General features: G+C 66.2%; 21 protein-coding genes. 6 read left to right on the top strand and 15 right to left on the bottom strand.

Annotation, left to right across the window (positions count from 1 at the left end):
* Position 1: 1 nt before the first annotated feature.
* From ACK8CO_RS00385 to ACK8CO_RS00375, 3 genes are all read right to left on the bottom strand, one after another.
* The gene (locus tag ACK8CO_RS00385) at positions 2 to 1,198 is read right to left on the bottom strand and encodes a multidrug effflux MFS transporter (protein WP_414897746.1); all 1,197 of its coding nucleotides are present in this window, start codon (positions 1,196 to 1,198) and stop codon (positions 2 to 4) included.
* A gap of 145 nt (positions 1,199 to 1,343) precedes the next feature.
* The gene (locus ACK8CO_RS00380; protein WP_414897745.1) at positions 1,344 to 1,994 is read right to left on the bottom strand and encodes a DsbA family oxidoreductase; all 651 of its coding nucleotides are present in this window, start codon (positions 1,992 to 1,994) and stop codon (positions 1,344 to 1,346) included.
* Positions 1,981 to 3,510 carry a class I adenylate-forming enzyme family protein gene (locus ACK8CO_RS00375; protein ID WP_414897744.1) on the bottom strand — a complete coding sequence of 510 codons (1,530 nt, stop codon included), beginning with the start codon at positions 3,508 to 3,510 and terminating at the stop codon, positions 1,981 to 1,983. Before ACK8CO_RS00375 ends, ACK8CO_RS00380 begins: the two co-directional genes overlap by 14 nt.
* A gap of 61 nt (positions 3,511 to 3,571) precedes the next feature.
* On the opposite strand from ACK8CO_RS00375, the gene ACK8CO_RS00370 reads away from it, so the two are divergent.
* Positions 3,572 to 4,195, top strand: coding sequence for a helix-turn-helix domain-containing protein (locus tag ACK8CO_RS00370; RefSeq protein ID WP_080616336.1), 624 nt, complete (start codon positions 3,572 to 3,574; stop codon positions 4,193 to 4,195).
* Between the two features lie 93 nt (positions 4,196 to 4,288).
* Here ACK8CO_RS00370 and ACK8CO_RS00365 read toward each other — a convergent pair whose 3' ends face one another.
* A complete protein-coding gene (locus ACK8CO_RS00365; protein ID WP_414897743.1) occupies positions 4,289 to 4,402 on the bottom strand; it encodes an entericidin, EcnA/B family in 114 nt (37 codons plus the stop codon).
* 1 nt (position 4,403) lies between these two features.
* The gene (locus tag ACK8CO_RS00360) at positions 4,404 to 6,185 is read right to left on the bottom strand and encodes an extracellular solute-binding protein (protein WP_414897742.1); all 1,782 of its coding nucleotides are present in this window, start codon (positions 6,183 to 6,185) and stop codon (positions 4,404 to 4,406) included.
* A gap of 442 nt (positions 6,186 to 6,627) precedes the next feature.
* Here ACK8CO_RS00360 and ACK8CO_RS00355 point away from each other — a divergent pair, with 442 nt between their 5' ends.
* Together ACK8CO_RS00355 and ACK8CO_RS00350 are read left to right on the top strand one after the other, a co-directional pair.
* Positions 6,628 to 7,401 (top strand): 3-hydroxybutyrate dehydrogenase, encoded by a 774-nt coding sequence (locus ACK8CO_RS00355; protein ID WP_414897741.1) that lies wholly within the window; start codon positions 6,628 to 6,630, stop codon positions 7,399 to 7,401.
* A gap of 7 nt (positions 7,402 to 7,408) precedes the next feature.
* Positions 7,409 to 8,452 carry a patatin-like phospholipase family protein gene (locus tag ACK8CO_RS00350; protein WP_414897740.1) on the top strand — a complete coding sequence of 348 codons (1,044 nt, stop codon included), beginning with the start codon at positions 7,409 to 7,411 and terminating at the stop codon, positions 8,450 to 8,452.
* 12 nt (positions 8,453 to 8,464) lie between these two features.
* Here the strand turns inward: ACK8CO_RS00350 and ACK8CO_RS00345 are convergent, their stop codons facing one another.
* Together ACK8CO_RS00345 and ACK8CO_RS00340 are read right to left on the bottom strand one after the other, a co-directional pair.
* On the bottom strand, positions 8,465 to 9,079 hold the full coding sequence (locus tag ACK8CO_RS00345) for a LysE/ArgO family amino acid transporter (protein ID WP_080616340.1): 615 nt from the start codon (positions 9,077 to 9,079) through the stop codon (positions 8,465 to 8,467).
* Between the two features lie 14 nt (positions 9,080 to 9,093).
* Positions 9,094 to 9,870 carry a DUF502 domain-containing protein gene (locus tag ACK8CO_RS00340; protein WP_080616341.1) on the bottom strand — a complete coding sequence of 259 codons (777 nt, stop codon included), beginning with the start codon at positions 9,868 to 9,870 and terminating at the stop codon, positions 9,094 to 9,096.
* 481 nt (positions 9,871 to 10,351) lie between these two features.
* Between ACK8CO_RS00340 and rpsB the strand changes: the two genes are divergently transcribed.
* Positions 10,352 to 11,128: a 30S ribosomal protein S2 gene (gene rpsB / locus ACK8CO_RS00335; protein WP_080616342.1), complete on the top strand. Its 777-nt coding sequence runs from the start codon at positions 10,352 to 10,354 to the stop codon at positions 11,126 to 11,128.
* 80 nt (positions 11,129 to 11,208) lie between these two features.
* Entirely contained in the window at positions 11,209 to 12,105 is an 897-nt protein-coding gene (tsf, locus tag ACK8CO_RS00330) for a translation elongation factor Ts (protein WP_080616343.1), read from the top strand.
* Positions 12,106 to 12,200: 95 nt separating this feature from the next.
* Here the strand turns inward: tsf and ACK8CO_RS00325 are convergent, their stop codons facing one another.
* Positions 12,201 to 13,574, bottom strand: coding sequence for a diguanylate cyclase (locus ACK8CO_RS00325; protein WP_414897739.1), 1,374 nt, complete (start codon positions 13,572 to 13,574; stop codon positions 12,201 to 12,203).
* A gap of 177 nt (positions 13,575 to 13,751) precedes the next feature.
* On the opposite strand from ACK8CO_RS00325, the gene ACK8CO_RS00320 reads away from it, so the two are divergent.
* Positions 13,752 to 15,056 (top strand): hypothetical protein, encoded by a 1,305-nt coding sequence (locus ACK8CO_RS00320; protein WP_414897738.1) that lies wholly within the window; start codon positions 13,752 to 13,754, stop codon positions 15,054 to 15,056.
* 414 nt (positions 15,057 to 15,470) lie between these two features.
* On the opposite strand, the gene ACK8CO_RS00315 is transcribed toward ACK8CO_RS00320, so the two are convergent.
* From ACK8CO_RS00315 to pstC, 7 genes are all read right to left on the bottom strand, one after another.
* A complete protein-coding gene (locus ACK8CO_RS00315) occupies positions 15,471 to 16,226 on the bottom strand; it encodes a LuxR family transcriptional regulator (RefSeq protein WP_080616346.1) in 756 nt (251 codons plus the stop codon).
* A gap of 596 nt (positions 16,227 to 16,822) precedes the next feature.
* Complete coding sequence (locus tag ACK8CO_RS00310) at positions 16,823 to 18,025, bottom strand: cytochrome-c peroxidase (protein WP_414897737.1); 1,203 nt, start codon at positions 18,023 to 18,025, stop codon at positions 16,823 to 16,825.
* A 176-nt stretch (positions 18,026 to 18,201) separates the two neighbouring features.
* Positions 18,202 to 18,894 (bottom strand): phosphate regulon transcriptional regulator PhoB, encoded by a 693-nt coding sequence (gene phoB / locus ACK8CO_RS00305; protein ID WP_414897736.1) that lies wholly within the window; start codon positions 18,892 to 18,894, stop codon positions 18,202 to 18,204.
* A 4-nt stretch (positions 18,895 to 18,898) separates the two neighbouring features.
* Positions 18,899 to 19,609, bottom strand: a complete 711-nt coding sequence (gene phoU, locus ACK8CO_RS00300; protein WP_414898981.1) for a phosphate signaling complex protein PhoU — start codon at positions 19,607 to 19,609, stop codon at positions 18,899 to 18,901.
* A gap of 25 nt (positions 19,610 to 19,634) precedes the next feature.
* Positions 19,635 to 20,432 (bottom strand): phosphate ABC transporter ATP-binding protein PstB, encoded by a 798-nt coding sequence (pstB, locus tag ACK8CO_RS00295; RefSeq protein ID WP_080616356.1) that lies wholly within the window; start codon positions 20,430 to 20,432, stop codon positions 19,635 to 19,637.
* Positions 20,433 to 20,455: 23 nt separating this feature from the next.
* Positions 20,456 to 21,841, bottom strand: coding sequence for a phosphate ABC transporter permease PstA (gene pstA / locus ACK8CO_RS00290; RefSeq protein WP_414897735.1), 1,386 nt, complete (start codon positions 21,839 to 21,841; stop codon positions 20,456 to 20,458).
* Positions 21,838 to 23,301, bottom strand: coding sequence for a phosphate ABC transporter permease subunit PstC (gene pstC / locus ACK8CO_RS00285; protein ID WP_414897734.1), 1,464 nt, complete (start codon positions 23,299 to 23,301; stop codon positions 21,838 to 21,840). Before pstC ends, pstA begins: the two co-directional genes overlap by 4 nt.
* Positions 23,302 to 23,336 lie beyond the last annotated feature (35 nt).

Here is a 23,336-nt window from a genome sequence, read left to right as displayed (position 1 = left end):
CCTAGCGCTTGGGCACCGTCAGCATCACCGCCAGCGCCACGCCGACCGAGAGAAAGCAGCCGACGGTCAGCGGCTGGGGCGTGCCATCGAAGAGCAGCCCGATCGGCGAGGCCAGCAGCGCCGAGACCACGGTCGCGAAGGCCCCGATGATCGAGGCCGCCATGCCCGCGACATGGCCGAGCGGCTCCATCGCCAGCGCGTTCAGGTTGCCGATGGTCAGCGCGTTCATCCCGAAGAAGGTGATCGACCACAGCAGGAAGGCCGGAAACTCGGCCCAGCCCGGTAGCAGGTGCAGCCAGAATGCGGCCATCATCAGCCCCGACAGCAGGAATTGGCTCATCAGCGCGGTGCGGATCATGAAGCGCATGCCCAGCCGTCCGACCAGCATGCCGTTGAGAAAGCTCGCCGATCCGGCGCAGAGCGCGACCACCCCGAACCAGAGAGGGAAGCTGTCGGCGCGGTCGAAATAGATGTCGTAGATCTGCTGGGTCGAGGTCAGGAAGCCGAAGAACCCGGCGAAGATGAAGGTCTGCACCAGCGTCGCGCTCCGCGCGACCGGCGAGGCCACCACCTCGCGCGCAGCGGCCAGAAGCGGGCCGGGGCGCATCGCGCGGCGGTTTTCCGGCGCCAGGGTCTCGGCCTGGCGGAAGGCGAACCAGCCCATCGAGATCAGCGAGAAGACGAGGAACGAGCCGAAGATGCCGCGCCAGCCGAAGCCCGCCATCACCACCGCCCCGATCGAGGGAGCGAGTGCGGGCAGAAGTGTGAAGATGGTCATCACGAAGGAGACGATCTTGGCCATGTCGCGGCCCGAATAGAGGTCGCGCACCACGGCCAGCGCCACCACCCGCACCCCCGCCGCGCCAAAGCCCTGGATCACGCGGCCGATCAGCAGCCATTCGAGGCTTTGCCCGAGCCCGGCAATGGCCGCGCCCAGCATGTAGGCGGTGGCGGTGCCGAGGATCACCGGCTTGCGTCCGAAACAGTCCGAGAGCGGCCCCATGATCAGCGTGCCCGCCCCCATGCCCAGCATGAAGCTCGTGACCACGAATTGCGCCTTGTTCAGGTTGTCCGGGGTCAGTTCGGCGCCGATTTCGGGCAGCGCGGGCAGCATCGCGTCGATCGAGAAGGCGACCGTGGCGAAGAGCAGGGCCGTCATGGCGACGAATTCTACACGCGTGAGACGCCTTGTGGCCATGGCAGGTCCTTTCGTGAAGCGGGAGTCTCGGCGCCGGCGCCGGGGAGCGCGACGCGGAAGGCAGTGCCCTAGACCATCCGGTCGGCCCGGACAAGGCACCCAGGCTGTGCGGTGCCGCACAAGGCGGGCCTGGCCTCCGGAGGAGCTATTGAAGACCTGCCTTCGGGGCCTCGCCGACCAGTTCGGCAATGACCTGCAGCCAGAGCGCGGTCGGCTGCGCCCCGACCAGCACATGGGTATCGGCGAGGATGAAGGTCGGCGCCCCCGTCACGCCGCGGGAACGGGCATGAGCGTCGCGCTCGCGGATCCCGTCGAGATCGGCATCGCTTTCCAGGAGGCGCGCCACCAGCGCGCCGTCGAGCCCGGCCGAGGCCGCGAGATCGGCCAGCACCGCCCCATCGCCGATATCGCGTCCGTCGATGAAATAGGCCTGGAACAGCGCCTCTACGACTGCGGGCTGACGATGCTCTATCCCGGCCCAGTGGATCAGCCGCTGCGCATCGAGCGTGTTCGGCGTGCGGGCGATGGCGCCAAGGTCGAGCGCGATCCCGGCGGCGCGGGCGTGCCGGTCGATCTCGGCATAGGCTTGGACGGCCTCGGTCTGGCCGCCGAACTTGGCCTCGAGATAGCTGCGCCTGTCCATGCCCGCGCGCGGCATCTCGGGGTTCAGCTGGAACGGCTGCCAGGCGATGGTGAAGGGATGGTCGGGCCGCTCGGCCAGGGCCGCGTCCAGAAGCCGCTTGCCGATCAGGCACCAGGGGCAGATCGGGTCGGCGAAGATGTCAAGCCGGACCAAGCGCAGCCTCATGGGTCTGCCGGATCAGGCGGCGGTTCAGCTTGCCGTTCGGGGTCTTCGGCAACGCGTCGAGATGGATGTAAAACCGGGGCTGCTTGTAGCGGGCCAGCCGCTCGGCGGCAAAGGCGGCAAGCCCGGCCTCGTCCTGCGGCGTGCCGGTATAGAAGGCGGCGATGACGGTGGTGTCGGCCTTGACCGCGATCTCGGTCGCGGCGACCTCGTGGATCTCGGGATGCTCCATCAGCGCGCGTTCGACCTCGAGCGGCGAGACCCGGACCCCGCCCGCATTCAGCATGTCGTCGCCGCGCCCCAGATAGGTGATGGCGCCGTCCTCGGCCATCTCGACCATGTCGCCGGTCAGAAACCATTCGCCCTCGAAGCGCGCACGGGTCTCGGCCTCGGCCTTGAGATAGCCCAGCATCAGCCCCGGATCGCGGTTCGAGACCGCCAGCTGGCCCGGCTCGCCGCGCGCGACGGGGGTATTGTCGGGGCCCAGAACGGCGATGCGGCGCCCGGCCTGCGGATAGCCCGAGGCGGGAAGCGGGGCGGGCCGCGCGGGGCTGCCCGAGACGAAGGTCGAGCATTCGGACATGCCGAGTGCCTCATAGACGAAGGTGCCGGTCGCCTCGCGCCAGGCGGCGCGGGTGGCTTCGGGCATCTTCTCGCCCGCGGACAGCCCGTGGCGCAGCTTCGGCAGCACGATCTGCGGATGCTTTTTCAGCATCTGGCGGTAGACACCCGGCGCGGCGGCAAAGAGCGTCGCATCGAAGCGGCGCAGCAGAAGCGGCAGCTCGCCCGGCAGCACCCCCGGCGCCGGGATCAGCGCGGTCGCGCCGATGGTCCAGGGGTCGAGAAGACCGGTGCCAAGCGTATAGGTCCAGTTGAAGGCCCCGGCATGGAGCAGCCGGTCCTCGGGGCAGAGCCCGTACCAGCCCTCCCACATCATCCGCCGCGCCCAGATTGCGCGATGGGCATGGATCACGCCGCGTGGCTGGCCCGAGCTGCCCGAGGTGTAGACGATATAGGCCGGCCGGTCCGGGTCGCCCTGCACATAATCGGCGGGCGCATGATCGTAGAAGCCCCTCTGGGCCTTTATGTCGAGCACCGGCGCCGGGCAGTCGTCGGGCAGCGCCACATTCGGCCCGGCAAGGATCGCCACGGGCTCGATCTCGGCGGCAAGCTTGCCGATCTCGGTCCGGGTCAGCATCGCCGAGGTCGGCACCGGCACCAGCCCTGCGGCCATGGCGGCGAGATAGCCGATCGGGAATTCGACCCCGTTGCCGAGCCGCAGCAGGACGCGCCCGCCCTCGGGCAGGCCCATTTCCAGAAGGCCCGCGGCCAGACCGCGCACGGCCGCTTCGAGCCGGGCATAGGACCAGCGCTCGGCGCCATGCGGGCCGATGATGGCCAGCGCCACCTTTTCCGGAGAAAGCGCGGCCGGGGCCAGCACATAGGCGGCCAGGTTGAACGGGGCGGGGCAGGGCGCAGACGCGCCTTCATCGAAGATCGCATGCATGGCCCCGGTGCTAGCCGCGCGGCCTTGCGGTTGCAAGGGGTAAGCACTAAGAGCCGAGAGCATGGCCGATGAGCGCGAACATAGCCTGATCCGGATCATCCGTGCCGAGAGCGAGGCGCAAGCTGCCGAGCCTCTCGATCTGGGGCGTCGGGTACGTGAATTGCGTACCGAGAAGGGCTGGACGCTGGAACAGGCCGCCCGCCATGCCGGGCTTGCGCGCTCGACCCTGTCGAAGATCGAGAACGACCAGATGTCTCCGACCTATGACGCGCTCAAGAAGCTTGCCACCGGGCTGGGCGTGTCCGTGCCGCAGCTGTTCACGCCGATGCGCGGCGCCCGGGCGGGCGGGCGGATGGCGGTGACGCGCACCGGCGAGGGCGCGGCCCATGCCACTGCCACCTACGAGCACGAGCTGATGGCGGGGGCGCTGGCGCGCAAGCGGATGATGCCCTACCGGACCCGGATCCGCGCCCGCGATGTCGGCGAGTTCGACGGCTGGGTGCGGCATGAGGGCGAGGAATTCCTCTATGTGCTGACCGGGGTCGTGCGCCTCTATACCGAGTTCTACGCCCCCGTGGACATGCGCCGTGGCGACAGCGCCTATTACGACGCGGCGATGGGGCATAACGTGGTTTCGATCAGCCAGGAGGATGCGACGATCCTCTGGGTGACCTCGGTCGAGTGAGAGGCGGCGCGGCAAGGCGGTCCGGAGGTGTTCTCGCCCTGCCGCGGCGATGAAGGGGGGCCGCGATGGGGGCCCCGAGACCCCCGCATCCCCTCAGAGCGCGTTGCGCACGGTGCGGGCCCCGGCCGAGATGTCCTTGCCCACGCCCTCGACGGTGGAACAGCTCGCCAGCGCCAGCGCAAGCATGATGAAAAGCAGTCGTGTCATCTCAGTTCTCCTCTGACCACCAGACATCCGGCAGGAAGCCGACCCAGTCACCATAAACCGGAATGCGGGCCGGGTAATGCAGCCTTGCGGAATGGGCAAGATGGGACTGCGGCGCATACCAGATCGGGATCACGTAGCGCCCCGTCGTCAGCACCCGGTCGAGCGCCCGCACGGCCGCCACGAAATCGCTGCGCTCCTCCGCGCCCAGCAGGGTCCGGATCATCGCCTCGGCGGCAGGGCTGTCGATCCCCATCCAGTTGCCGGTGCCGGGGACCTCTACCCCGGCCGAGCCCCAGTAGAGCCATTGCTCGTTGCCCGGCGAGAGCGACAGCGCCCGGGTGTAGAAGGTCATGTCGAAATCATAGCTGGTGGTGCGCTGGACATATTGCGCGGTATCGACCTCGGTCACGCGGACCTCGGCGCCAAGACGCTGCAACGCATCGGCAAAGAGCGTGACGATCCGCGTGCTGTCCGTCGCCCCCTGCGGCAGCAGGATCTCGAAGCGGAAGGGCCGGCCCTCGGCATTGCGCAAGACCCCGTCGCGGCCGACCCTCCAGCCCGCCTCGGCCAGCCGCTCGAGGGCCGCGCGCAGGTTCCGCCGGTTCTGCGGCCGTCCGTCCGAGACCGGCAGGGCATAGCCCTCGAGCGCGCCGGGCAGGAGCGTATCGGCAAAGGGGGCGAGCAGCGCGCGCACCTTGCCCTCGGCCGGGCCGGGCCGCATGCCGAGTTCGGAATTCGAGAAATACGAGGTGATCCGGGGCAGGGCGCTGCCGGTCATGGTCTGGTTGATGAACTCGAAGTTGAAGGCCAGAACCATCGCATCGCGCACCCGCCAGTCGGAGAAAAGCGCGCGGCGGGTGTTCATCGCCAGCCCGGCAATGCCCGAGGGCCGTCCATGCGGGATGTCGGCACGCAGGATCGCGCCCGAGCGGATCGCCGGAAAGTCGTAGGCGGTCTGCCACTTGGCCTCGTTGGTCTCGCGGAAGACATCGACCTCACCCGCCTTCAGCGCCGAGAACAGCGCCGCGCCGTCGGCGTAATAGTCGTGGCGGATCTCGTCGAAATTGTGCTGGCCGCGGTTGAAGGGCAGATCGCGGCCCCAGTAGTCGGGGTTGCGCCTGAGCGTGACCTGGCGCCCGGGCTCGGCCGAGGCGATCACATAGGGCCCGCTGCCGATCGGGGGCTCCAGCCCGCTTTGCGCGAAGTCGCGGCCCTGCCATTGCGCCTTCTTCAGGATCGGCTTGAGCCCGAGGATCAAGGGCAGTTCGCGGTCGGGCGCATTGAAGGTGAAGCGGACGCGGCGCGGCCCCACCGCCTCGGCCCGGGCGATCTTGTCATGGCCGTTGCGATACCGCGGATGGCCGATCCGGCCCAGCGTCTCGACCGACCAGAGCACATCCTCGACCGTGACCGGGCTGCCATCCGAGAACCGCGCCCCGGGGCGCAGGGTGAATTCGACCCAGTTCCGATTCGGGCCGGTCTGGACGGTTTCGGCAAGCAGGCCGTAAAGCGTGAAGGGTTCGTCCCAGGACCGGCCCAGAAGGCTTTCATAGCTTTCATGCGCCAGCGCCCAGGGCGGGGTGCCCTTCAGGATGAAGGGATTGAGGCTGTCGAAGCTGCCGGTCTCGCCCAGGACGATCCGGCCGCCCCTGGGGGCGTCGGGATTGACATAGGGCAGGGACGCAAAATCCGGTGGCAGGGCCGGTGCGCCATACATGGCGATGCCATGGGCAGGGGGGCCGGCGGGGGTCTGCCCGGCAGAGAGAATCGTGGAGAGAATCATAGTAAACGCGATTCCCGCGGCTCGGGCTGCGCGCTGGTGGATGGCTGTCATGGGGCTCGGGCCTCGTTTCCGGCTGGCCTTGTTCCGGGCCTTGTTTTCTTTGCGTCGGACCCTACGCGGAGCGCTTTGGCTTTTCAAACTTTTAGCTTGGACCTCGGCGCGAGATTGCGTATAAAGAGGGCACTGCTCGATAGGTTTCTTGCCTGTATGAAACCTGCCTCAATAACTTAACGCCCGCTTCGTGCGGGCGTTTTTTTCTTTGCGCGGCAGTCGCATTTCCAATGTGAGACTCATCCGGCCCGATGGCCGGGCGGGAAATGACTACAGCCCGCGCAGGGCACACCCAATTCACGTTGGCTCCCGATGCCGTGTGTTTCCTGCTATCGCCGCAGCCATGCGCCATATAGGATTTCTGCAACTGCATTCACGAAAGAGGTTTTCCATGTCGCTTTCCGGAAAAGTCGCCATCGTCACCGGCTCGAATTCGGGCATCGGGCTTGGTGTCGCGCATGAGCTGGCCCGGGCCGGGGCCGATGTCGTTCTGAACTCGTTCACCGACCGGGACGAGGATCACAAGCTGGCCGAAGACATGGCCGCACAGCACGGGGTCAAGGTCCGCTACATCAAGGCCGACATGTCGAAGGGCGAGGAGTGCCGCGCGCTGATCGAGAGCGCCGGGGCCTGCGATATCCTGGTCAACAATGCGGGTATCCAGCATGTCGCCCGGATCGAGGAATTTCCGGTCGAGAAATGGGACGCGATCCTTGCCATCAATCTCAGCTCGGCCTTCCACACCACCGCCGCGGCGCTGCCGATGATGCGCAAGGCGGGCTGGGGACGGATCGTCAACATCGCCTCGGCCCATGGCCTGACCGCGAGCCCCTTCAAGAGCGCCTATGTCGCGGCCAAGCACGGCATCGTGGGCTTCACCAAGGTCACCGCGCTCGAGACCGCCGAAGAGCCCATCACCTGCAACGCGATCTGTCCGGGCTATGTGCTGACGCCGCTGGTCGAGGCGCAGATCCCCGATCAGATGAAGACGCATGACATGGACCGCGAGACGGTGATCCGCGAGGTGATGCTGGATCGCCAGCCCTCGAAGGAATTCGCGACCGTCGAAGAGATCGGCGGCACGGCCGTGTTCCTCTGTTCGGATGCGGCGAAACAGATCACCGGCACGACGATCAGTGTCGATGGCGGCTGGACCGCGCTGTGAGCCGGCGATGACAACCCGGCGCATCAATCTGGCGCTGCAGGGCGGGGGCGCGCATGGCGCCTTCACCTGGGGCGTCCTCGACCGGCTGCTGCAGGACCCCGAGATCGAGATCGCCGCGATCTCGGGCGCCTCGGCCGGCGCGATGAACGGTGCTGCGGTCAAGGCCGGGCTCGTTTCCGGCGGGCATCAGACCGCGCGCGAGACTCTCGACTGGTTCTGGCAACAGGTCGGCGCGGTCGGCGACATGCGGCTGACCAGCTGGATGGCGGCCTTCCTGCCCGGCGCGGGCGCGGTGGCGCAATTCATGGAACAGGCGTTGCCGGTCTCGCTGATCGACGCCGCCAGCCGCTCGGTCAGCCCCTATGCGCTGGGGCCGTTCTATCGCAACCCGCTGGAGCGGGTCGTGCGCCGGCTGGATTTCGGGCGCGTCTGCGCCCGGGCCGAGCCGCTTCTGTTCGTCGGCGCCACCAATGTGCGGACCGGCAAGGTGCGGATCTTCAAGGGCGACGAGATCAACAGCGACGTTCTGCTGGCCTCGGCCTGCCTGCCGACCCTGTTCCAGGCGGTCGAGATCGACGACCCCGCGACTGGCCGGACCGAGGCCTATTGGGATGGCGGCTATACCGGCAACCCGGCGCTCTTTCCGCTCTTCGCACCGGAACTGCCCGAGGATATCGTCGTGGTGTCGATCAACCCTATGGAACGCGACGAGGTCCCGACCACGCCGCAGGACATCCAGAACCGCATCAACGAGATCAGCTTCAACTCGTCGCTCTTGCGCGAGTTGCGGTCGATCTCGCAGCTTCAGGAGCTTATCGACGAAGGCCGGATCGATCCCGGCCCGCTGAAGCTGCCGCGCATTCACATGATCTCGGATGACCGGCTGATGAATAGCCTCAGCATCGTCACCAAGCTGATGCCGAGCCCGATCGTTCTGGCCGAACTCAAGGCGGCTGGTCAGGCGGCGGCCGAGCGCTTCCTGTGCGAGGTCAAGCCCAACCTGCAGAAGGCCAGCAGCGTCGATCTCAGGCGGATCTGTGCGGATGGCTGAGCCGGGACCGGCTCAGCTTCCCAGCAGCAGCCGCGCGGCGATGGCCCACATCACCACCGCGATCAGCCCGTCGAGCAGCCGCCAGGCGAGGGGGCGCGCCATGGCGGGAGCCAGAAGCCGCGCACCATAGCCGAGCGCGAAGAAGAAGCAGAACGAGGCGGCAACGGCCCCGAGGCCGAAGGCAAGCCGCGGCCCGCCGGGGCCGAACTCGGTCGAGATCGCGCCGATCAGGCCCAGCGTGTCGAGATAGACATGCGGGTTGAGCCAGGTCAGGGCCGCCGCTGTCCCGAGCACCGTCCAGACCGCGCCCGAGCGGCCGCTGGCCTCGAGCCGGTGCCCGCCTTTCAGCGCCGCGCGGGCGCGAAGCAAGCCATAGACGATCAGGAAGGCCGCGCCGCCCAGCGTCAGCGCCCCGGGCAGCCAGGGCAGGGCGCCGGTGATGGCCCCGAAGCCGGCGACGCCGGCCGAGATCAGAAGCGCATCCGACAGCGCGCAGAACAGGCACAGCACGAAGACATGCGATTGCAGCAACCCCTGACGCAGGACGAAGGCGTTCTGCGCGCCGATCGCCAGAATGAGAGACAGCGAGGTCGCGAAACCGGTCAGCGCCGGGGCCAGCAAGGTCATCGTTCCATCTCGGATCAGGCGCCGATCTTCTCGCGGTCGCGCGTTCGCCGTGTCGCCTGCTGCAGCGCGCGCGGAGCAGCAGCTGCTGCGGCGGCCAGAACCTGCGGGTCCTCGGGCGAGACGAGCCCGGCCGAGATCACCATCTTGGCGGCTTCCTCGACGCTCATCTCAAGCTCGATCACCTCGCTCTGCGGCACGAAGAGAAGAAAGCCCGAGGTCGGGTTGGGCGTGGTCGGCAGGAACACCGACAGGATCGGGTCATCGGCCGGGACCAGCCGCCGGATCTCGCCCTTGGCATTGGTGGAGACAAAGGCGATGGCCCAGAGCCCCGGTCGCGGATACTGAATCAGGACGACGCGGTCGAAACTGGTCTCGGTCTGGGCGAAGACGGTCTCGGCGATCTGCTTGAGCCCGTTATAGACCGAGCGGATCACCGGCATCTGGCCCACGACCCGCTCGCCCCAGCCGATGAACGAACGTCCGATCATGCCCTTGGCCATCCAGCCGACGACAAGCGTGAAGACGAGGAAGAAGATCACGCCGAGGCCACGGATATCGATGCCGATATATTGCTCGGGCTGGAACTTCTGCGGCACGAAGGGCAGCACGAAGCCGTCGATCCAGCCGGTCACGGTCCAGATCAGCCAGACGGTCAGCCCGACCGGGGCGATCACCACCAGACCGGCCAGAAAGTTGTTGCGCAGCCTGGCCAGCACGCCGCGCCAGAACTTGCGCGGTTGCGGGTCCTGCGGATCGGCCGGTTCGGCGGAGGGATCTTTGGGTTCGAACATGCTTGGCTGGATTCTCCCTTATCGCCCCTTAGCTAGGCGCAGCACCGCCGCGCGACAATAGCCCCGGTCCGCCTGCGGACCAATTTGGAACCCTGGAGCCCGGCATGGCGGGCATGCGGCGCGGAGCTGCCTGTTTCCCGGGCGCTTTGCCATGCGCGTGAAATCCTGCACGGAGGTCCGTGCGGGAAGGTCGGGGGCGGACACCATCATGCTGGATCGGGGCAGGATCAGTGCAGGATCGGGAAAAGCCCGCCATTTCTTTCTTTCCGGGATCCGGCAGACGCTCTGGCACGCCGGACAAACGGGGTATATTTGCACCCGGAACAGGAGGCAGGGCTTGTGCAGGGGGAAGAATGAGGGTATGGGCGCCTCACTTCGACAGGCGGGGCTGGGCCCTGCGGGGAGACATCCCGCAGCGGTCCGCCGGTTGGGCATATGCCCTTGACGTCCCGCCCAGGCGCAAACCGGAAAGGACAAGGACATGGCGCTTCCCGATTTCTCCATGCGTCAGCTGCTGGAAGCTGGCGTTCACTTCGGTCACCAAACCCAGCGGTGGAACCCCCGCATGGCGCCCTATATCTATGGCGACCGCAATGGCATCCACATCGTCGACCTGACCCAGACCGTCCCGATGCTGGACCAGGCGCTGAACGTGATCCGCGATACCGTGGCGCGTGGCGGCCGCATCCTCTTCGTCGGCACCAAGCGGCAGGCGCAGAAATCGGTGGCCGAGGCGGCCGAGAAATGCGCGCAATACTACATGAACCACCGCTGGCTCGGCGGCACGCTGACCAACTGGAAGACCGTTTCGCAGTCGATCAAGCGTCTGAACGAGATCGACGAGCGCATGGTTGCCGGCGCCGAGGGCCTGACCAAGAAGGAACGGCTGCACATGGAGCGCGAGCAGATCAAGCTGCAGGCGTCTCTGGGCGGCATCCGCGAAATGGGCGGCCTGCCGGACCTTCTGTTCGTGATCGACGTGCGCAAGGAAGATCTGGCGATCCTCGAAGCCCGCAAGCTGGGCATTCCGGTGGTCGCCGTGGTCGACACCAACTGCTCGCCCGAGGGCGTGGACTACATCATCCCTGGCAATGACGACGCGGCCCGTGCGATCCAGCTTTACTGCGATCTGGTCAGCCGTGCCGCGCTTGACGGCATGAGCGCGCAGATGAATGCCGCCGGCGTCGATCTCGGTGCGCTGGAAGCGGCACCGGTCGAGGAACTGCTGGCCGACGCCCGGGCCGAGGGAGAGGCCTGAGCCTCACCCCGTCACGGAATTGATACCGGGCGCGGCTAGAGCCCGCCCGGTCACCCAAGGATTACGAGGAGAGCCAAACCATGGCGATCACCGCTGCACTGGTGAAGGAACTGCGCGACAAGACCGGCGCGGGCATGATGGATGCCAAGAAGGCACTGACCGAGAATGACGGCAACATGGATGCCGCCATCGACTGGCTGCGTACCAAGGGGCTGGCCAAGGCCGCCAAGAAATCCGGCCGCACCGCCGCCGAGGGACTCGTGGCCGTCGTCGTCGAGGGCGGCAAGGGGGTCGCGGTCGAGGTCAACTCGGAAACCGACTTCGTTGCCAAGAATGCCGAATTCCAGGCGATGGTCTCGGATATCGCCAAGGCGGCGCTTGGCGTCGACGATCTCGAGGCGCTGAAAGCGGCCGATCTCGGCGGCAAGTCGGTGGCCGACACGCTGACCGACAAGATCGCCACCGTCGGCGAGAACATGACCCTGCGCCGGATGGCCCGGATCGAGGGCGAGCAGGTCGTGGCCTACGTCCATAACGCGGCGACCGAGGGCATGGGCAAGATCGGCGTCTTGGTCGCAATGAGCGGCGGCGACGAGGCCTTCGGGCGTCAGGTGGCGATGCATGTCGCCGCGGTGAACCCGGCGGCGCTGTCCGAGGCCGATATGGATCCGGCCGTGCTCGAGAAGGAACTTGCCGTTCAGACCGCCAAGGCGCTGGACGAGAATGCCACCGCCGCCAAGCCGAAACCCGAGGCGGTGATCACCAACAACATCATTCCCGGCCGGATGAAGAAATTCATCTCGGAATCGACGCTCATGGGTCAGGCTTTCGTGGTGAACCCCGACCTGACCGTCGAGGCCGCGGCCCAGGCCGCCGGCGCCACCATCACCGGCTTTGTCCGGCTTGAGGTCGGCGAAGGCATCGAGAAGGCCGAGGAAGATTTCGCGGCCGAAGTGGCGAAGGTCGTCCAGGGCTGATCGAGCCCCGAGGCTGACAGAAACAGGCGGCGCGGCACCCGGACGGTGCCGCGCCGTTTTTCATTCCGGCTCGCGAGGCGCGGGGCAGGGGGATTTCACGAGGCCAGACGCGGCGGCGTCGCCTCGTCGCTCCTCTGGGTGGCGGCGGAGAGGGGATCGCTGTCGGCCTCTTCAAGGGAGGCGGCCGACACGACGCGGTTGCGGCCTCGGATCTTGGCGGCGTAAAGCGCCTTGTCGGCGCGGCGGATGGCCGACCCGATACCGTCCTCGCCGGGCCTGACCATGCTGACCCCGAAGGAGGCGCTGACCGGATAGGGCATGGCCCCGATCCGCATCGACGCCTGGGCGGCAATGGTCCGGCGCAGCCGTTCCGCCATCTGCACCAGAAGCACCTCGGCAGAACTGGTCATCACCAGAAGAAATTCCTCGCCGCCCCAGCGGACAAGAAGATCGCTGTCGCCGAGCGAGCGGGTGACGACCTGCGCGATGTTGCAGAGCAACCTGTCGCCCGCGTCATGACCCAGCATGTCATTGACCGTCTTGAAGTGGTCGAGATCGAACAGCACGACGCCACGGATCTCGGTGCGCTCGCTCAGCGCCACCGACAGGCCGCGCCGGTTCAACGCCCCGGTCAGAGGATCGTGCCGGGCGGCGTATTCGAGCGCGAGGCTGGATTTCTCCATCAGATGGCCGATCGCCAGCACCAGCGCCAGCATGATCCAGCCGATGAAGCCGAAGGCCAGCTCCAGCGCAAGATGGCTGGCCGGATCGGGGCGCACATTGAGGACGTAGAGAAACCCCGATATCCAGGGCACGAGCAGCGCCCCGCTTACAAGTGCACGGGTATAGGTCCCATAGCTGGTGCGGGCGAAGAGCGGTCGCAGCAAGGGCTGATCCCGCAGGTTCAGCGTCTGGGCCGAACAGACCAGGATCATGATCGCCAGCGCATAGGGAGACATCTCTCCGCGCCAGATCGTGAGGTTGAAGGCGAGCTTGAGCATGCCCATGGTGGTGCCGACCCAGGCCGCTGCAAGAAACAAGAGCGCCGTCTGGCGTTGATGCGCTTCCGCCAGCAGCGCCATATTGAGCATCGCCAGCACGAAGGCGGTCTCGACCGAGAGAAGGCCCTGCGGTGCGATTCTCTCCAGGCTGTCTGCAAGCAAGGGATGCCCGATGATCCGGGCCCAGCCGGGACTGGCGGCTTCGAACAGTCGTTCGGTTGCCAGCAGTGCGACGATACAAGCCAGAATCCGAACGGGGCGGCGCAGGCCGGGCGCGCGGCGGCCGAGCAAAAAGAGCCCTCCGAAGAGGGAAAATCCGACCGCCGGAAGAAGATGCAGCGCGGCCGCACTGTCTTCGGGCGGATCGATCAGGTTCTGCAGCAGCCCCAGACCGATCGCGATCAGAATGGCCAGGCCCAGAAGCCGGATCGTCAGGGTCTTTCGGGGCCTCTGGCCTTCGCTTGCCATCCTGATGCTCGCTCGACACAAAACTGCCTCAGGATAGGGCCGCGACAGGTTTAATATTTGGTTACCCGGAGCGCGCTTTGCGTGTCTCTGACGCAGAGTTATTAACCTTAACTCCGATTTAGGCGCGAAAAGTTACCCTGGCGAGACCGATCTGCCGTCTCACCGGGGTGCCCGATCTTGTTCCATTCGACCACGACCAGCCATACCCAGCTGCCAACGCCTCAGGCGCTTCGCCTCCTCGGCCTGGCGCTGCTGACCATCGCGACCTTCGGCATGCTGCATTCCATCCTGAACGCCGCTTCGCGCCATGTGCCCGTGCTGCATCCGGCCGAGGCTCTCGGCTTCGTGCTGTTCGCGCTTTCGGTGCTGTTGCGGGGCTGGAAAGCGCTGAAGCTTCTCTGGTGGAGCATGCTCGGAGGCTGCGTCGCGGTGCTCGCCGGGCTGCGCCTGATCGAAGGGCTGCTGCCGGGTGGCCCCTATCTGGGCGAGGCCGTCGCGCTCTGGCCCGGGCGGATGCCGGGGCCCGTCTCCTTCGATCTGTCCACAACCTATGCCCTCATGACGCTGCATCTCTGCCTTGCCCTCCAGCCATTTCATCGCGGAGCGGCAATGACAGTGCTGGCGGCGGCCTGGGCCGGGATCTGGTGGAGCACCATGACGGATCTGTTCGAGGCAACGATCTGGGGGCGCCCGGTTTCCGCCTTTTCGCTGAGTTGCATGGTTCTCGCCGGTCTTGCCATGACGCATATCCTGCGCGCGGAACGGTTGTTGCGCCCGCTCTTCTCGCATGAGGGACATGGACGCCGGATGCGCATGCTTCTGGCTCTGGCGCTGATCGGGCCATGGTTCGTGGGCATTGTGACCCTGCATCTGGCGCCTCAGGCGGCATCGGCGCGGCTGTTGCTGCCCCCTCTGCTGGGGCTGTTCGGGGCGACGCAGCTGGCGCTGGTGCTGACGGTCGGGGTGCTGCTGGAGCGGACGGCCCGTGCGGATGCGCGTGCCGAACTGTTCGACCCGGTGACCGGGCGGGCCTGCAGGTTCCGGCCCGACCGGGATCTGATCGACGGCAAGGGGCCGGTCGGGGTGATCCTCTGCGCTCCCCGGCCTGGCGGTCGCGGCGCCGATCCGGAGGCAGATGAGCGCGAGATGCAGTCGGCGCTGCGGCGCGCGGTCCGCAATCTTCGCGCCGAGGACAATATCGGGCGCTGGCGGCGGGACATGCTCATGGTGGTGGCTCATGTGCCGAGCGAGTCCGATCTGGCCCGGATCGGCGAACGCCTGGAACAGGTGCTGAGGCCGGAGCCGGACCGGCCGGTCGCCGCCATCGGGATCAGCATGTCGGCCTTCGGCGAAGCAAATCTCGAGGCGGCGTTGCGACGTGCCGAGAATGCGCTTTACGTTGCCGAACGCCGCGGTGGCGGCTCCATCGTGCGGGGCTCGGAACTGGCGGAAACGGGGCAGGGGGCACTACAGGATCGGTAGCCCGTAAAAGGCCGTTCCTGACACATGAGAGGGGCGGCGAGGCCCCCCTAAATAGCCCGCCGCCCCTATTGGCCTTTCCGTAAGCCGCCCGTTGGATCGGGCAGCCTGACCGAAAAGGCGCAGAACCAGACCGACGAACAATAGACAGTCCAATCCTGCTCCGGTCTCCCGGTCCGGCGTTCACCGCGAAAAGATGCGATTCAGCACCGATCATGTTCCCTGGCCCAAGGCCACCACTCACGGAACGGCTAAAAATTGCCTACTTACCGGCCGAAAAGATAGTATGGTAATCCGTACTTATATTGGTTAAAAAATCAAATGATTTCAACCTTTAGGCGAGGTGTTGTTGTGTGAAAACCGCCCCGATATAACGTTGCGTCATTTCCGGTCGGAGCGATGCGGGCAAGAACCTGCTTATGGCGACTCGGCGCGGAAGATCTGGTTCTGAAACCAGGCCTTCAACACGGCCTGCGCGGTGGTCTCGACATCCAGCGACTCGCGGGCGAGCCGGAGATGCTTTTCGACCGTAGCCTGGGTGACGCCGAGAATGGTGGCGATATCGAGCGTGGTCTTGCCGTCGCCGACCCATTCCAGAACCTCGCGCTGGCGTGGCGTCAGGGGCGGGCGCTGCGCGGCATAAGGGAGGTTGTGTACCTTCAGATGCATCACATCGTTCATCAGCTGGATCACGTCGCCATGCTTGGCCCAGATCCGATCGACATCGTCCTGGCTCAGCCCCGGCCGCGCCGTCAGGCCGATCGCGCCCTTGGAACGGACCGATATCTCGCAGAAGCTGATCGTGTAGCCTGCGATCACGCCCATGTCTCGATTGAATTTCAGGACGTCCAGTTCCTCCGGCGTCAGCTCGCCGCGCGCCAGCCGGTCGGAGACCAGTCGCCAGCTGCTGGTGCCTTCATGCTTCGCGGCCCAGCGGACCATGGGGGCGTTCTTGTAGAGGCCCTTGTCGACGAAATTGCGCACATATTCGGGCGAATGGTTCGACAGCACGATCACGTCGTCTCGGTCGCCGAAACTGTTGGCGGCACGAAAGCGGGTGAAGCCATAGATCAGCCGGTCGAAGCCGAAAGCGGCCATCTTGCGGGTATGAAGCGCCCAGAGTTCCTCGAGGCTGCGCGCGGCGATCAATGCGCTCATGTATTCGAGGCTCATGAAGACCCCATCCGGCCGCGTTGTCGTGCATGCCGGCACGACAAAGCGACCCGCTGAATTCTGGCTGTCATAATGTTACCCTCCGAAAAGGTCTCTTAGTGCAGGCCTGCGGGGACTGTCGAGCGCGGCCAAAGTGCAGGCGCGTCCGGATATCTGGAACCGTGACGACTGCAGGAGGATGGTTTTTCGGGCGCAAATTCGGTCAGGCACCGTCTAGCCTTTGTTATCAGGGCATATTGTTCCGTCAATTGGAACACGAGGGAGGGACCGAAGGAAACCCCTGAGTTGCAGGGAATGTCGAATTGGTCGCAGCTTCCGGCGCAGCGCGACAGCATCATTTGTTTACATAATCATGATTATCGGATCATGATCTGGCGGTGCGGGACAGCACCACTCTTCGCTCCCGGAGCCCAGCCGGAGCCACCCCCCTGAATCGCCGCTCTCTCTCTGGATGGCCATAAGATCTGACGTGACGCCGGAAATCCCTCTTCCTGTCCCGCAAGCCACGGCCCCGACATGAAAAAAACGCCCGCCCGTCACGCGGCAGAATGCGGAAATGGCGCGACCGGCCCCTAAGCGGTTTCGGGCGCTGGCGGTCACGGGTCTGCGTGGGCACCTCCGGCCCCGACCGTGACGCTGTCCCGGTCCAGCAGGTATTCATAACGGCTGTCGGTCAGCGTCTCGAGAAACGCAACCAGTGCGTCGATCCGTTCGTCATCGAGCGCCGGCCCGGTGGTGAGCTTGTCCATCGAGAGCGTGTCCGGAACCTCGGGCGCGGCCCAGGGCGCACCGGTCTCGGGGTCGATCTGGCGCGCCGCCGCCTTGCTGTTGTACTTGTTGTAGAACAGGATGACGGTGCGCAGTTCCTCGAACACGCCATTATGCATGTAAGGTCCGGTCACGGCCACGTTGCGCAGCGTCGGCACCTTGAACTTGCCCGCCTCTGCAGGATCCTCGACCGCCGGATTGGCCAAAAGCCCGAGATCTGGCCCTGCGGCGCCGTTGACCTCGCGCGCTGCCGCATTCGCCGGAACGCCGATATTGTGATAGCTGTAATCGGTGAAGGTCTCATCCGCGGCCATCGGCGACTTGCGCAGCTGATGGCACAGATTGCAGTTGGTGAATTGCTGCGAGAAGAACAGAAGCCGGCCAAGCTCTTCCTTGTCCGTCAGTTGAACTTCGCCGCGCAAGTATCTGTCATATCTGGAATCAAAGGGCGCGAAACGATCGGTCCCCTCGAACGCGGCAATGGCGGAGGTCGCGGCGCGGAAGACGGCTTCGGGATCGTCGGGCGTCGCGTCGCCGTAAAGCGCGCTCAGCGTCGCGCCATAGCGCGGATTCTCGAGGATGCGGGCGGCCGCCTCCCCGACATCGTCGAGCCCCATCTCGATCGGATTCAGCGGCGGTCCGGCCGCCTGCTCGGCCAGACCGGCGGCGCGGCCGTCATGGAACTGGCCGCCGATATAGATGCCGTCGGCGCGCCGGCCGAAGGGCGGCGAGAACCGGGCATAGGCGGCGGTCGGCGTGTTGCGGTCGCCAAGCGACTGCCCATCCGCACCGAGCGAGACCGCCCGCCCGGCCAGCGTCGGCCGCGGGTCGGTGAAGGCATGGTCCGGATCGTGGCAGGTGGCACAGGCCTGGCTCCGCGACTTCGAGAGATTGACGTCGAAGAACAACGCCTCGCCGAAAGCCTCGGGAGAGCTGTAGGCCCCCTCCTCCGGCTCGGCAGCGCCAAGCGTGCCGCCTGCCAGCAGCGCCGCAACCAGCGCCAGTCCGGCTCCCGTACCGGTTCGTTTCATCTTTCCGATCCCCTGCTCGCTCAGATCATCGCGGCCGGCTGCGTCCTGAGCCGCCCCGAACCCGCGCGCAGCATAGGGACCGCCCGCGCCGGGATCAATTCCTGAGGAAAAAAATCGGAAACGCCGGGCCGGAAACAATCGAACGGAAACACTCGACCGGAAATGCCCGGCCGACCTCAGCCCAGGGCGTAGCCTGCCCCGCGGACCGTGCGCACCGGATCCGGGCCGCCATGCTGGCACAGCGCCTTCCGCAGCCGCCCGATATGGACATCGACGGTGCGGGTATCGACATAGATGTCGCGCCCCCAGACCCGGTCGAGAAGCTGTTCGCGGCTCCAGACCCGGCCGGGCTTTTCCATGAAGGTCGAGAGCAGCCGGAATTCGGTCGGGCCGAGCTTCAACGGCTTTTCCGAACGGAACACCTTGTGGGTTTCGGCATCGAGCAGGATGTCCTCGAATTCGAGCCGCTGGCCCACGGTCGCCGGACGGGTGCGCCGCAGCTGGGCGCGGACCCGCGCCATCAGCTCGACCACCGAATAAGGCTTGACCACATAGTCGTCGGCGCCGGTTTCCAGCCCGCGGACCCGGTCGACCTCCTCCGAGCGGGCCGAGAGCATGATGATCGGCACGCCCCGGGTCTCGGGTCGGGTCTTCAGACGACGGCAGACCTCGATCCCCGAGACCGAGGGCAGCATCCAGTCCAGCACGATGATGTCGGGCGCGTGCTCCTCGACCAGCAAAAGCGCCTCTTCGCCATTCTCGGCCTTCGAGACCCGGAAGCCTTCGGCCTGCAGGTTGTAGGCCAGAACTTCGCGCTGCGCGGGTTCGTCCTCGACGATCAGGATGGTCGGCTGTTCGCTCGGGCTCATCGGCTCAACTCCTGAGCGTTTCGACCGAGGTGCGGTCGGCCTTGGGCCGGTCGTCCTCGGGCATGTGGCCGGTGGCCAGGTAGATCACCTGCTCGGCGATGGAGGTGACATGATCGCCCATCCGCTCGATGTTCTTGGCGATGAAATGCAGATGCATGCAGGCGGTGATGTTGCGCGGATCCTCCATCATGAAGGTCAGGAATTCGCGGAACAAGGCATTATACATCTGGTCGACCTCGAGATCGCGCTGGCGCACATCCTCGGCCAGTTCGGCATCGCGCTGGATATAGGCGTCGAGCGCATCCTTCAGCATCAGCTCGACCGCCTTGGCCATCCGCCGGATCGCCCCGGCCGCGCCCTCCATCGGGGCCATCTGCACCAGGACGCCGGTGCGCTTGGCCATGTTCTTGGCATAATCGCCGCAGCGTTCGAGATTGGCCGAGATCTTCATCACCGACAGCACCGTGCGCAGATCGCCGGCCGAGGGCTGGCGCAGCGCAAGCAGCCGCGCGGCCTCCTCGTTGACCTGTTCCTCGAGCGCGTCGATGGCCTTGTCGCCGTCGCGCACGCGCTCGGCCAGTTCCTCGTCGCGCGCCTCGAGCGAGGTCGCGGCCTCGAGGATCGCGATCTCGACCAGCCCGCCCATCTTCATGATGAGCGCCTGGATAGATTCGAGGTCGCGGTCGTAGGATTTGACGATATGCGGGTCTTTCATCACATCCGACATGAAAGGTCCTTTCTCAGCCGATGCGGCCGGTGATGTAGCTCTCGGTGCGGGGATCGCCCGGATTTGTGAAGATCTTCGCCGTCTCGCCATATTCGACCAGACTGCCGAGATGGAAAAACGCGGTGCGCTGGCTGACGCGCGCGGCCTGCTGCATCGAATGGGTCACGATCACCACCGAATATTGCGTGCGCAGCTCGTCGATCAGCTCCTCGACCTGGGCGGTGGCGATCGGGTCGAGCGCCGAGCAGGGCTCGTCCATCAGCAAAACCTCTGGTTCGGTCGCGACGGCGCGGGCGATGCAGAGCCGTTGCTGCTGGCCGCCCGAAAGCCCGGTGCCGGGTGCCTGCAGGCGGTCCTTGACCTCGTCCCAGATCGCCGCGCGCCGCAGCGAGCGCTCGACGATCTCGTCGAGATCGGCCTTGCTGCGGGCCAGCCCGTGGATGCGCGGCCCGTAGGCGACATTGTCATAGATCGACTTGGGAAACGGGTTCGGCTTCTGGAACACCATGCCGACCTTGGCGCGCAGCTGCACCGGATCGACGCGCGGATCGTAGATGTCCTCGCCGTCCAGACGGATGTCGCCCTCGACCCGGCAGATGTCGATGGTGTCGTTCATCCGGTTCAGGCAGCGCAGGAAGGTGGATTTGCCGCAGCCCGAGGGGCCGATGAAGGCGGTCACGGTCTTGTCCGCGATATCGATATCGACATCGCGGATGGCCTGGCTGTTGCCGTAATAGACCTGGCAGCCATGGGCCGCGATCTTGGTCTCTCCGGTCACCGTCGCCCGCGCAAGATCGGAATTGTCATACATGTCGGAGGTCCTTTCGCAGCCGATCACCACCGGCGCTCGAAGCGGCGGCGCAGCAGGATGGCGATGATGTTCATTGTCATCAGGAAAACGAGCAGCAGGATGATGCCGCCCCAGGCCCGTTCATAGAAGGCCGGATCGGCGCGCTTGGCCCATTCGTAGATCTGGGCCGGCATGGCCGAGTTCGGCGCCATGAAGCCCGAGGCGACGCCGTCGGGATAGTTCGAGGCGACAAAGCCCACCATCCCGATCAGCAGAAGCGGCGCGGTTTCGCCCAGCGCCTGGGCCAGCCCGAGGATGGTGCCGGTCAGGATGCCGGGCATCGCCAGCGGCAGCACATGGTGGAACACCGCCTGCATCTTCGAGGCCCCTACCCCCAGGGCCGCATCGCGGATCGAGGGCGGCACCGCCTTCAGCGCGGCGCGGGTCGAGATGATGATGGTCGGCAGCGTCATCAGCGACAGCACCAGCCCGCCGACCAGCGGCGCGGATTGCGGCAGATGCACGAACTGGATGAAGACCGCGAGCCCGAGGATCCCGAAGACGATCGAGGGCACGGCGGCGAGATTCGAGATATTCACCTCGATCAGGTCGGTGATGCGGTTCTGCGGCGCGAATTCCTCGAGATAGATCGAGGCCCCGACCCCGATCGGCAGCGCCAACGCCAGCACCACGATCATCATGTAGAACGACCCCAGCATGGCGACGCCGATCCCGGCCTGTTCCGGCCGCGCATCCGAGGCGTCGGGCCCGGTGATGAAGGCAAGGTTGAAGGCCTTGGTCGCGATGCCCGCCTCGCGCAGCTTGTCGATCAGATCCAGATGGGCCGCGTCGAGGTTCTTGTCGCGCTCGATCGAGGCGCGGCTGACGCGCCCCTTGAGATAGCCGTCGACCCGCGACGAGGCGAGGATGCGCACCGTCACGGTCTGGCCGATCAGGCTTGGATCGGCCAGCACCATGTCGCGCAGGGTCGAGCGTGCCCCGTCCGAGAACAGCTTGTCGAGCGGCGAGGAAAAGCCCTTGGTCTTGGCATCGGCCAGCGGCGTCTCGATGCCATGGGCCTCGATCTCGCGCAGCATCGCCTCGCGCAGCAGCGGCGAATAGGCGAAGGTCTTGACCGACTTGATATCGTCCAGATTGCGAGTGCCGGTCTTGTCCAGCACATCCTCGCGGAATTCGATCTGCAGCGTGTAGCCGGTCTGCTGGAAGGCGCCGATCCCGTTGGTGACGATGGCGTAAAGCAGCGCCGCGAGGAAGAAGAGCCCGATGCCGACCGCCACGATCCCGTAAAGCCGGAACCGGGTCTCGGCGGCGTTGCGGCGGCGGGTGCGGGCATCGGCCGTCAAAAGCGAGCCTGTGCGGGCGGGTGCGGCCGGAACCGGGCGCACATCCGAGACGGGGATGTCGGTCATTCGTACTGCTCCCGGTACTTGCGCACGATATAAAGGGCAAAGATGTTCAGCCCCAGCGTGATGACGAAAAGCGTCATCCCCAGCGCGAAGGCGACCAGCGCCTCGGGGCTTGCGAAATCGGCATCGCCGGTCAGCTGGCTGACGATCTTGGCGGTCACGGTCGTCATCGCATCGAAGGGGTTCATCGACAGCTTGGCCGCGGCCCCTGCCCCCAGCACCACGATCATGGTCTCGCCGATGGCCCGGCTCGCGGCCAGCAGGATCGCGCCCACGATGCCCGGCAGCGCTGCCGGAAGCACCACCTGCTTGACGGTCTCGGACCGGGTCGCGCCCAGCCCGAGCGAGCCGTCGCGCATCGATTGCGGCACCGCGTTGATGATGTCATCGGACAGCGAGCTGACGAAGGGGATCAGCATGATGCCCATCACCAGCCCCGCCGTAATCACCGCCGTTCCGGCCTGCATCAGCCCGATCCCGTCCTGGCCGAAGACCTTCAGCAGCAGCGGCCCGACCGTCAAGAGCGCGAACAGCCCGTAGACGATGGTGGGAATGCCCGCCAGCACCTCGAGCATGGGCTTGGCGACGGCGCGGACATGGGAGGAGGCGTATTCCGACAGGTAAAGTGCCGCGAAAAGCCCGATCGGCACCGACACCGCCAGCGCGATGACCGAGATGTAGAAGGTGCCCCACAGAAGCGGCAGGATGCCAAGCTCGGAGCCGCCGCCGAAGCTGGGGCTCCAGGTGGTGCCGAAGAAGAACTCCCGCGCGGGATAGAGCCGGAAGAAATCGATGGTGTTGAAGATCAGCGACAGCACGATGCCGATGGTGGTCAGGATGGCGACGGTCGCGGCGAAGATCAGGGCATAGCGGATGCCTGTCTCGACCGAATTGCGGGCGCGGAAGGTCGGCGTGGTGCGGATCAGCGACAGCGCGAAGCCGCCCATCGCCAGCGCCAGCACCGCCACTGTCATCGCGATCCGGCCCTCGCCCGACAGCGTGCGATAGCGCTGAGCGGCGTAAAGCTCGGGCGCGCCGACATTCGATCCCAGCGCCACGCCGACCGCGCCCAGCCGGTTGCGGATATCGGTAAAGCCGGCGCGGATGTCGCGCGCCTCGCGGCGGGTCATCTCGCCCTCGGCCACCGCCTTGTCGAGCCCCTCGGCCACCCGGCGCACATCGCTCATCACCAGACCGCGTGTCGTGCCCCCGGTGATGGCGGCCTCGGGCAGCAGCGCCGAAACCCGCGCATCGATGGCGACGGGCTGAACCAGCAGCCAGACCCCCAGCATCAGGAAGGCCGGAACCATGGTCACAAGCGCCACATTGGTGCCGTAATAGGCCGGCAGCGAATGCAGCAGGCGTATGTCGCCCCCCGCCCCGCCAAGCGCCCGGCGCCGTCCCAGCACGAAGCCGAGCGCGCCCAGGGCGAGCAGGATGAGGACGAGCCAGAAAACAGGCATGACCGCTCCGTCTTTGAAATGACAATCCCTCGAAC

Source organism: Rhodovulum sp. HP10 (assembly GCF_047553435.1).
Taxonomy (GTDB): Bacteria; Pseudomonadota; Alphaproteobacteria; order Rhodobacterales; family Rhodobacteraceae; genus Rhodovulum.
The sequence above is the reverse complement of the archived record's forward strand: the minus strand, read 5'-3'. Positions and strand labels throughout refer to the sequence as shown.

Excerpts from the sequence above, each read along its gene's own strand:
- pstB (WP_080616356.1), bottom strand. The coding sequence starts at position 20,432 with ATGTATGACAATTCCGATCTTGCGCGGGCGACGGTGACCGGAGAGACC.
- ACK8CO_RS00340 (WP_080616341.1), bottom strand. The coding sequence starts at position 9,870 with ATGTTCGAACCCAAAGATCCCTCCGCCGAACCGGCCGATCCGCAGGAC.
- ACK8CO_RS00365 (WP_414897743.1), bottom strand. The coding sequence starts at position 4,402 with ATGACACGACTGCTTTTCATCATGCTTGCGCTGGCGCTGGCGAGCTGT.
- ACK8CO_RS00385 (WP_414897746.1), bottom strand. The coding sequence starts at position 1,198 with ATGGCCACAAGGCGTCTCACGCGTGTAGAATTCGTCGCCATGACGGCC.
- pstC (WP_414897734.1), bottom strand. The coding sequence starts at position 23,301 with ATGCCTGTTTTCTGGCTCGTCCTCATCCTGCTCGCCCTGGGCGCGCTC.
- ACK8CO_RS00325 (WP_414897739.1), bottom strand. The coding sequence starts at position 13,574 with ATGGCAAGCGAAGGCCAGAGGCCCCGAAAGACCCTGACGATCCGGCTT.
- ACK8CO_RS00315 (WP_080616346.1), bottom strand. The coding sequence starts at position 16,226 with ATGAGCCTCGAATACATGAGCGCATTGATCGCCGCGCGCAGCCTCGAG.
- rpsB (WP_080616342.1), top strand. The coding sequence starts at position 10,352 with ATGGCGCTTCCCGATTTCTCCATGCGTCAGCTGCTGGAAGCTGGCGTT.
- ACK8CO_RS00310 (WP_414897737.1), bottom strand. The coding sequence starts at position 18,025 with ATGAAACGAACCGGTACGGGAGCCGGACTGGCGCTGGTTGCGGCGCTG.
- phoU (WP_414898981.1), bottom strand. The coding sequence starts at position 19,609 with ATGAAAGACCCGCATATCGTCAAATCCTACGACCGCGACCTCGAATCT.
- ACK8CO_RS00360 (WP_414897742.1), bottom strand. The coding sequence starts at position 6,185 with ATGATTCTCTCCACGATTCTCTCTGCCGGGCAGACCCCCGCCGGCCCC.
- tsf (WP_080616343.1), top strand. The coding sequence starts at position 11,209 with ATGGCGATCACCGCTGCACTGGTGAAGGAACTGCGCGACAAGACCGGC.
- ACK8CO_RS00350 (WP_414897740.1), top strand. The coding sequence starts at position 7,409 with ATGACAACCCGGCGCATCAATCTGGCGCTGCAGGGCGGGGGCGCGCAT.
- ACK8CO_RS00370 (WP_080616336.1), top strand. The coding sequence starts at position 3,572 with ATGGCCGATGAGCGCGAACATAGCCTGATCCGGATCATCCGTGCCGAG.
- ACK8CO_RS00345 (WP_080616340.1), bottom strand. The coding sequence starts at position 9,079 with ATGACCTTGCTGGCCCCGGCGCTGACCGGTTTCGCGACCTCGCTGTCT.
- ACK8CO_RS00355 (WP_414897741.1), top strand. The coding sequence starts at position 6,628 with ATGTCGCTTTCCGGAAAAGTCGCCATCGTCACCGGCTCGAATTCGGGC.
- ACK8CO_RS00375 (WP_414897744.1), bottom strand. The coding sequence starts at position 3,510 with ATGCATGCGATCTTCGATGAAGGCGCGTCTGCGCCCTGCCCCGCCCCG.
- pstA (WP_414897735.1), bottom strand. The coding sequence starts at position 21,841 with ATGACCGACATCCCCGTCTCGGATGTGCGCCCGGTTCCGGCCGCACCC.
- phoB (WP_414897736.1), bottom strand. The coding sequence starts at position 18,894 with ATGAGCCCGAGCGAACAGCCGACCATCCTGATCGTCGAGGACGAACCC.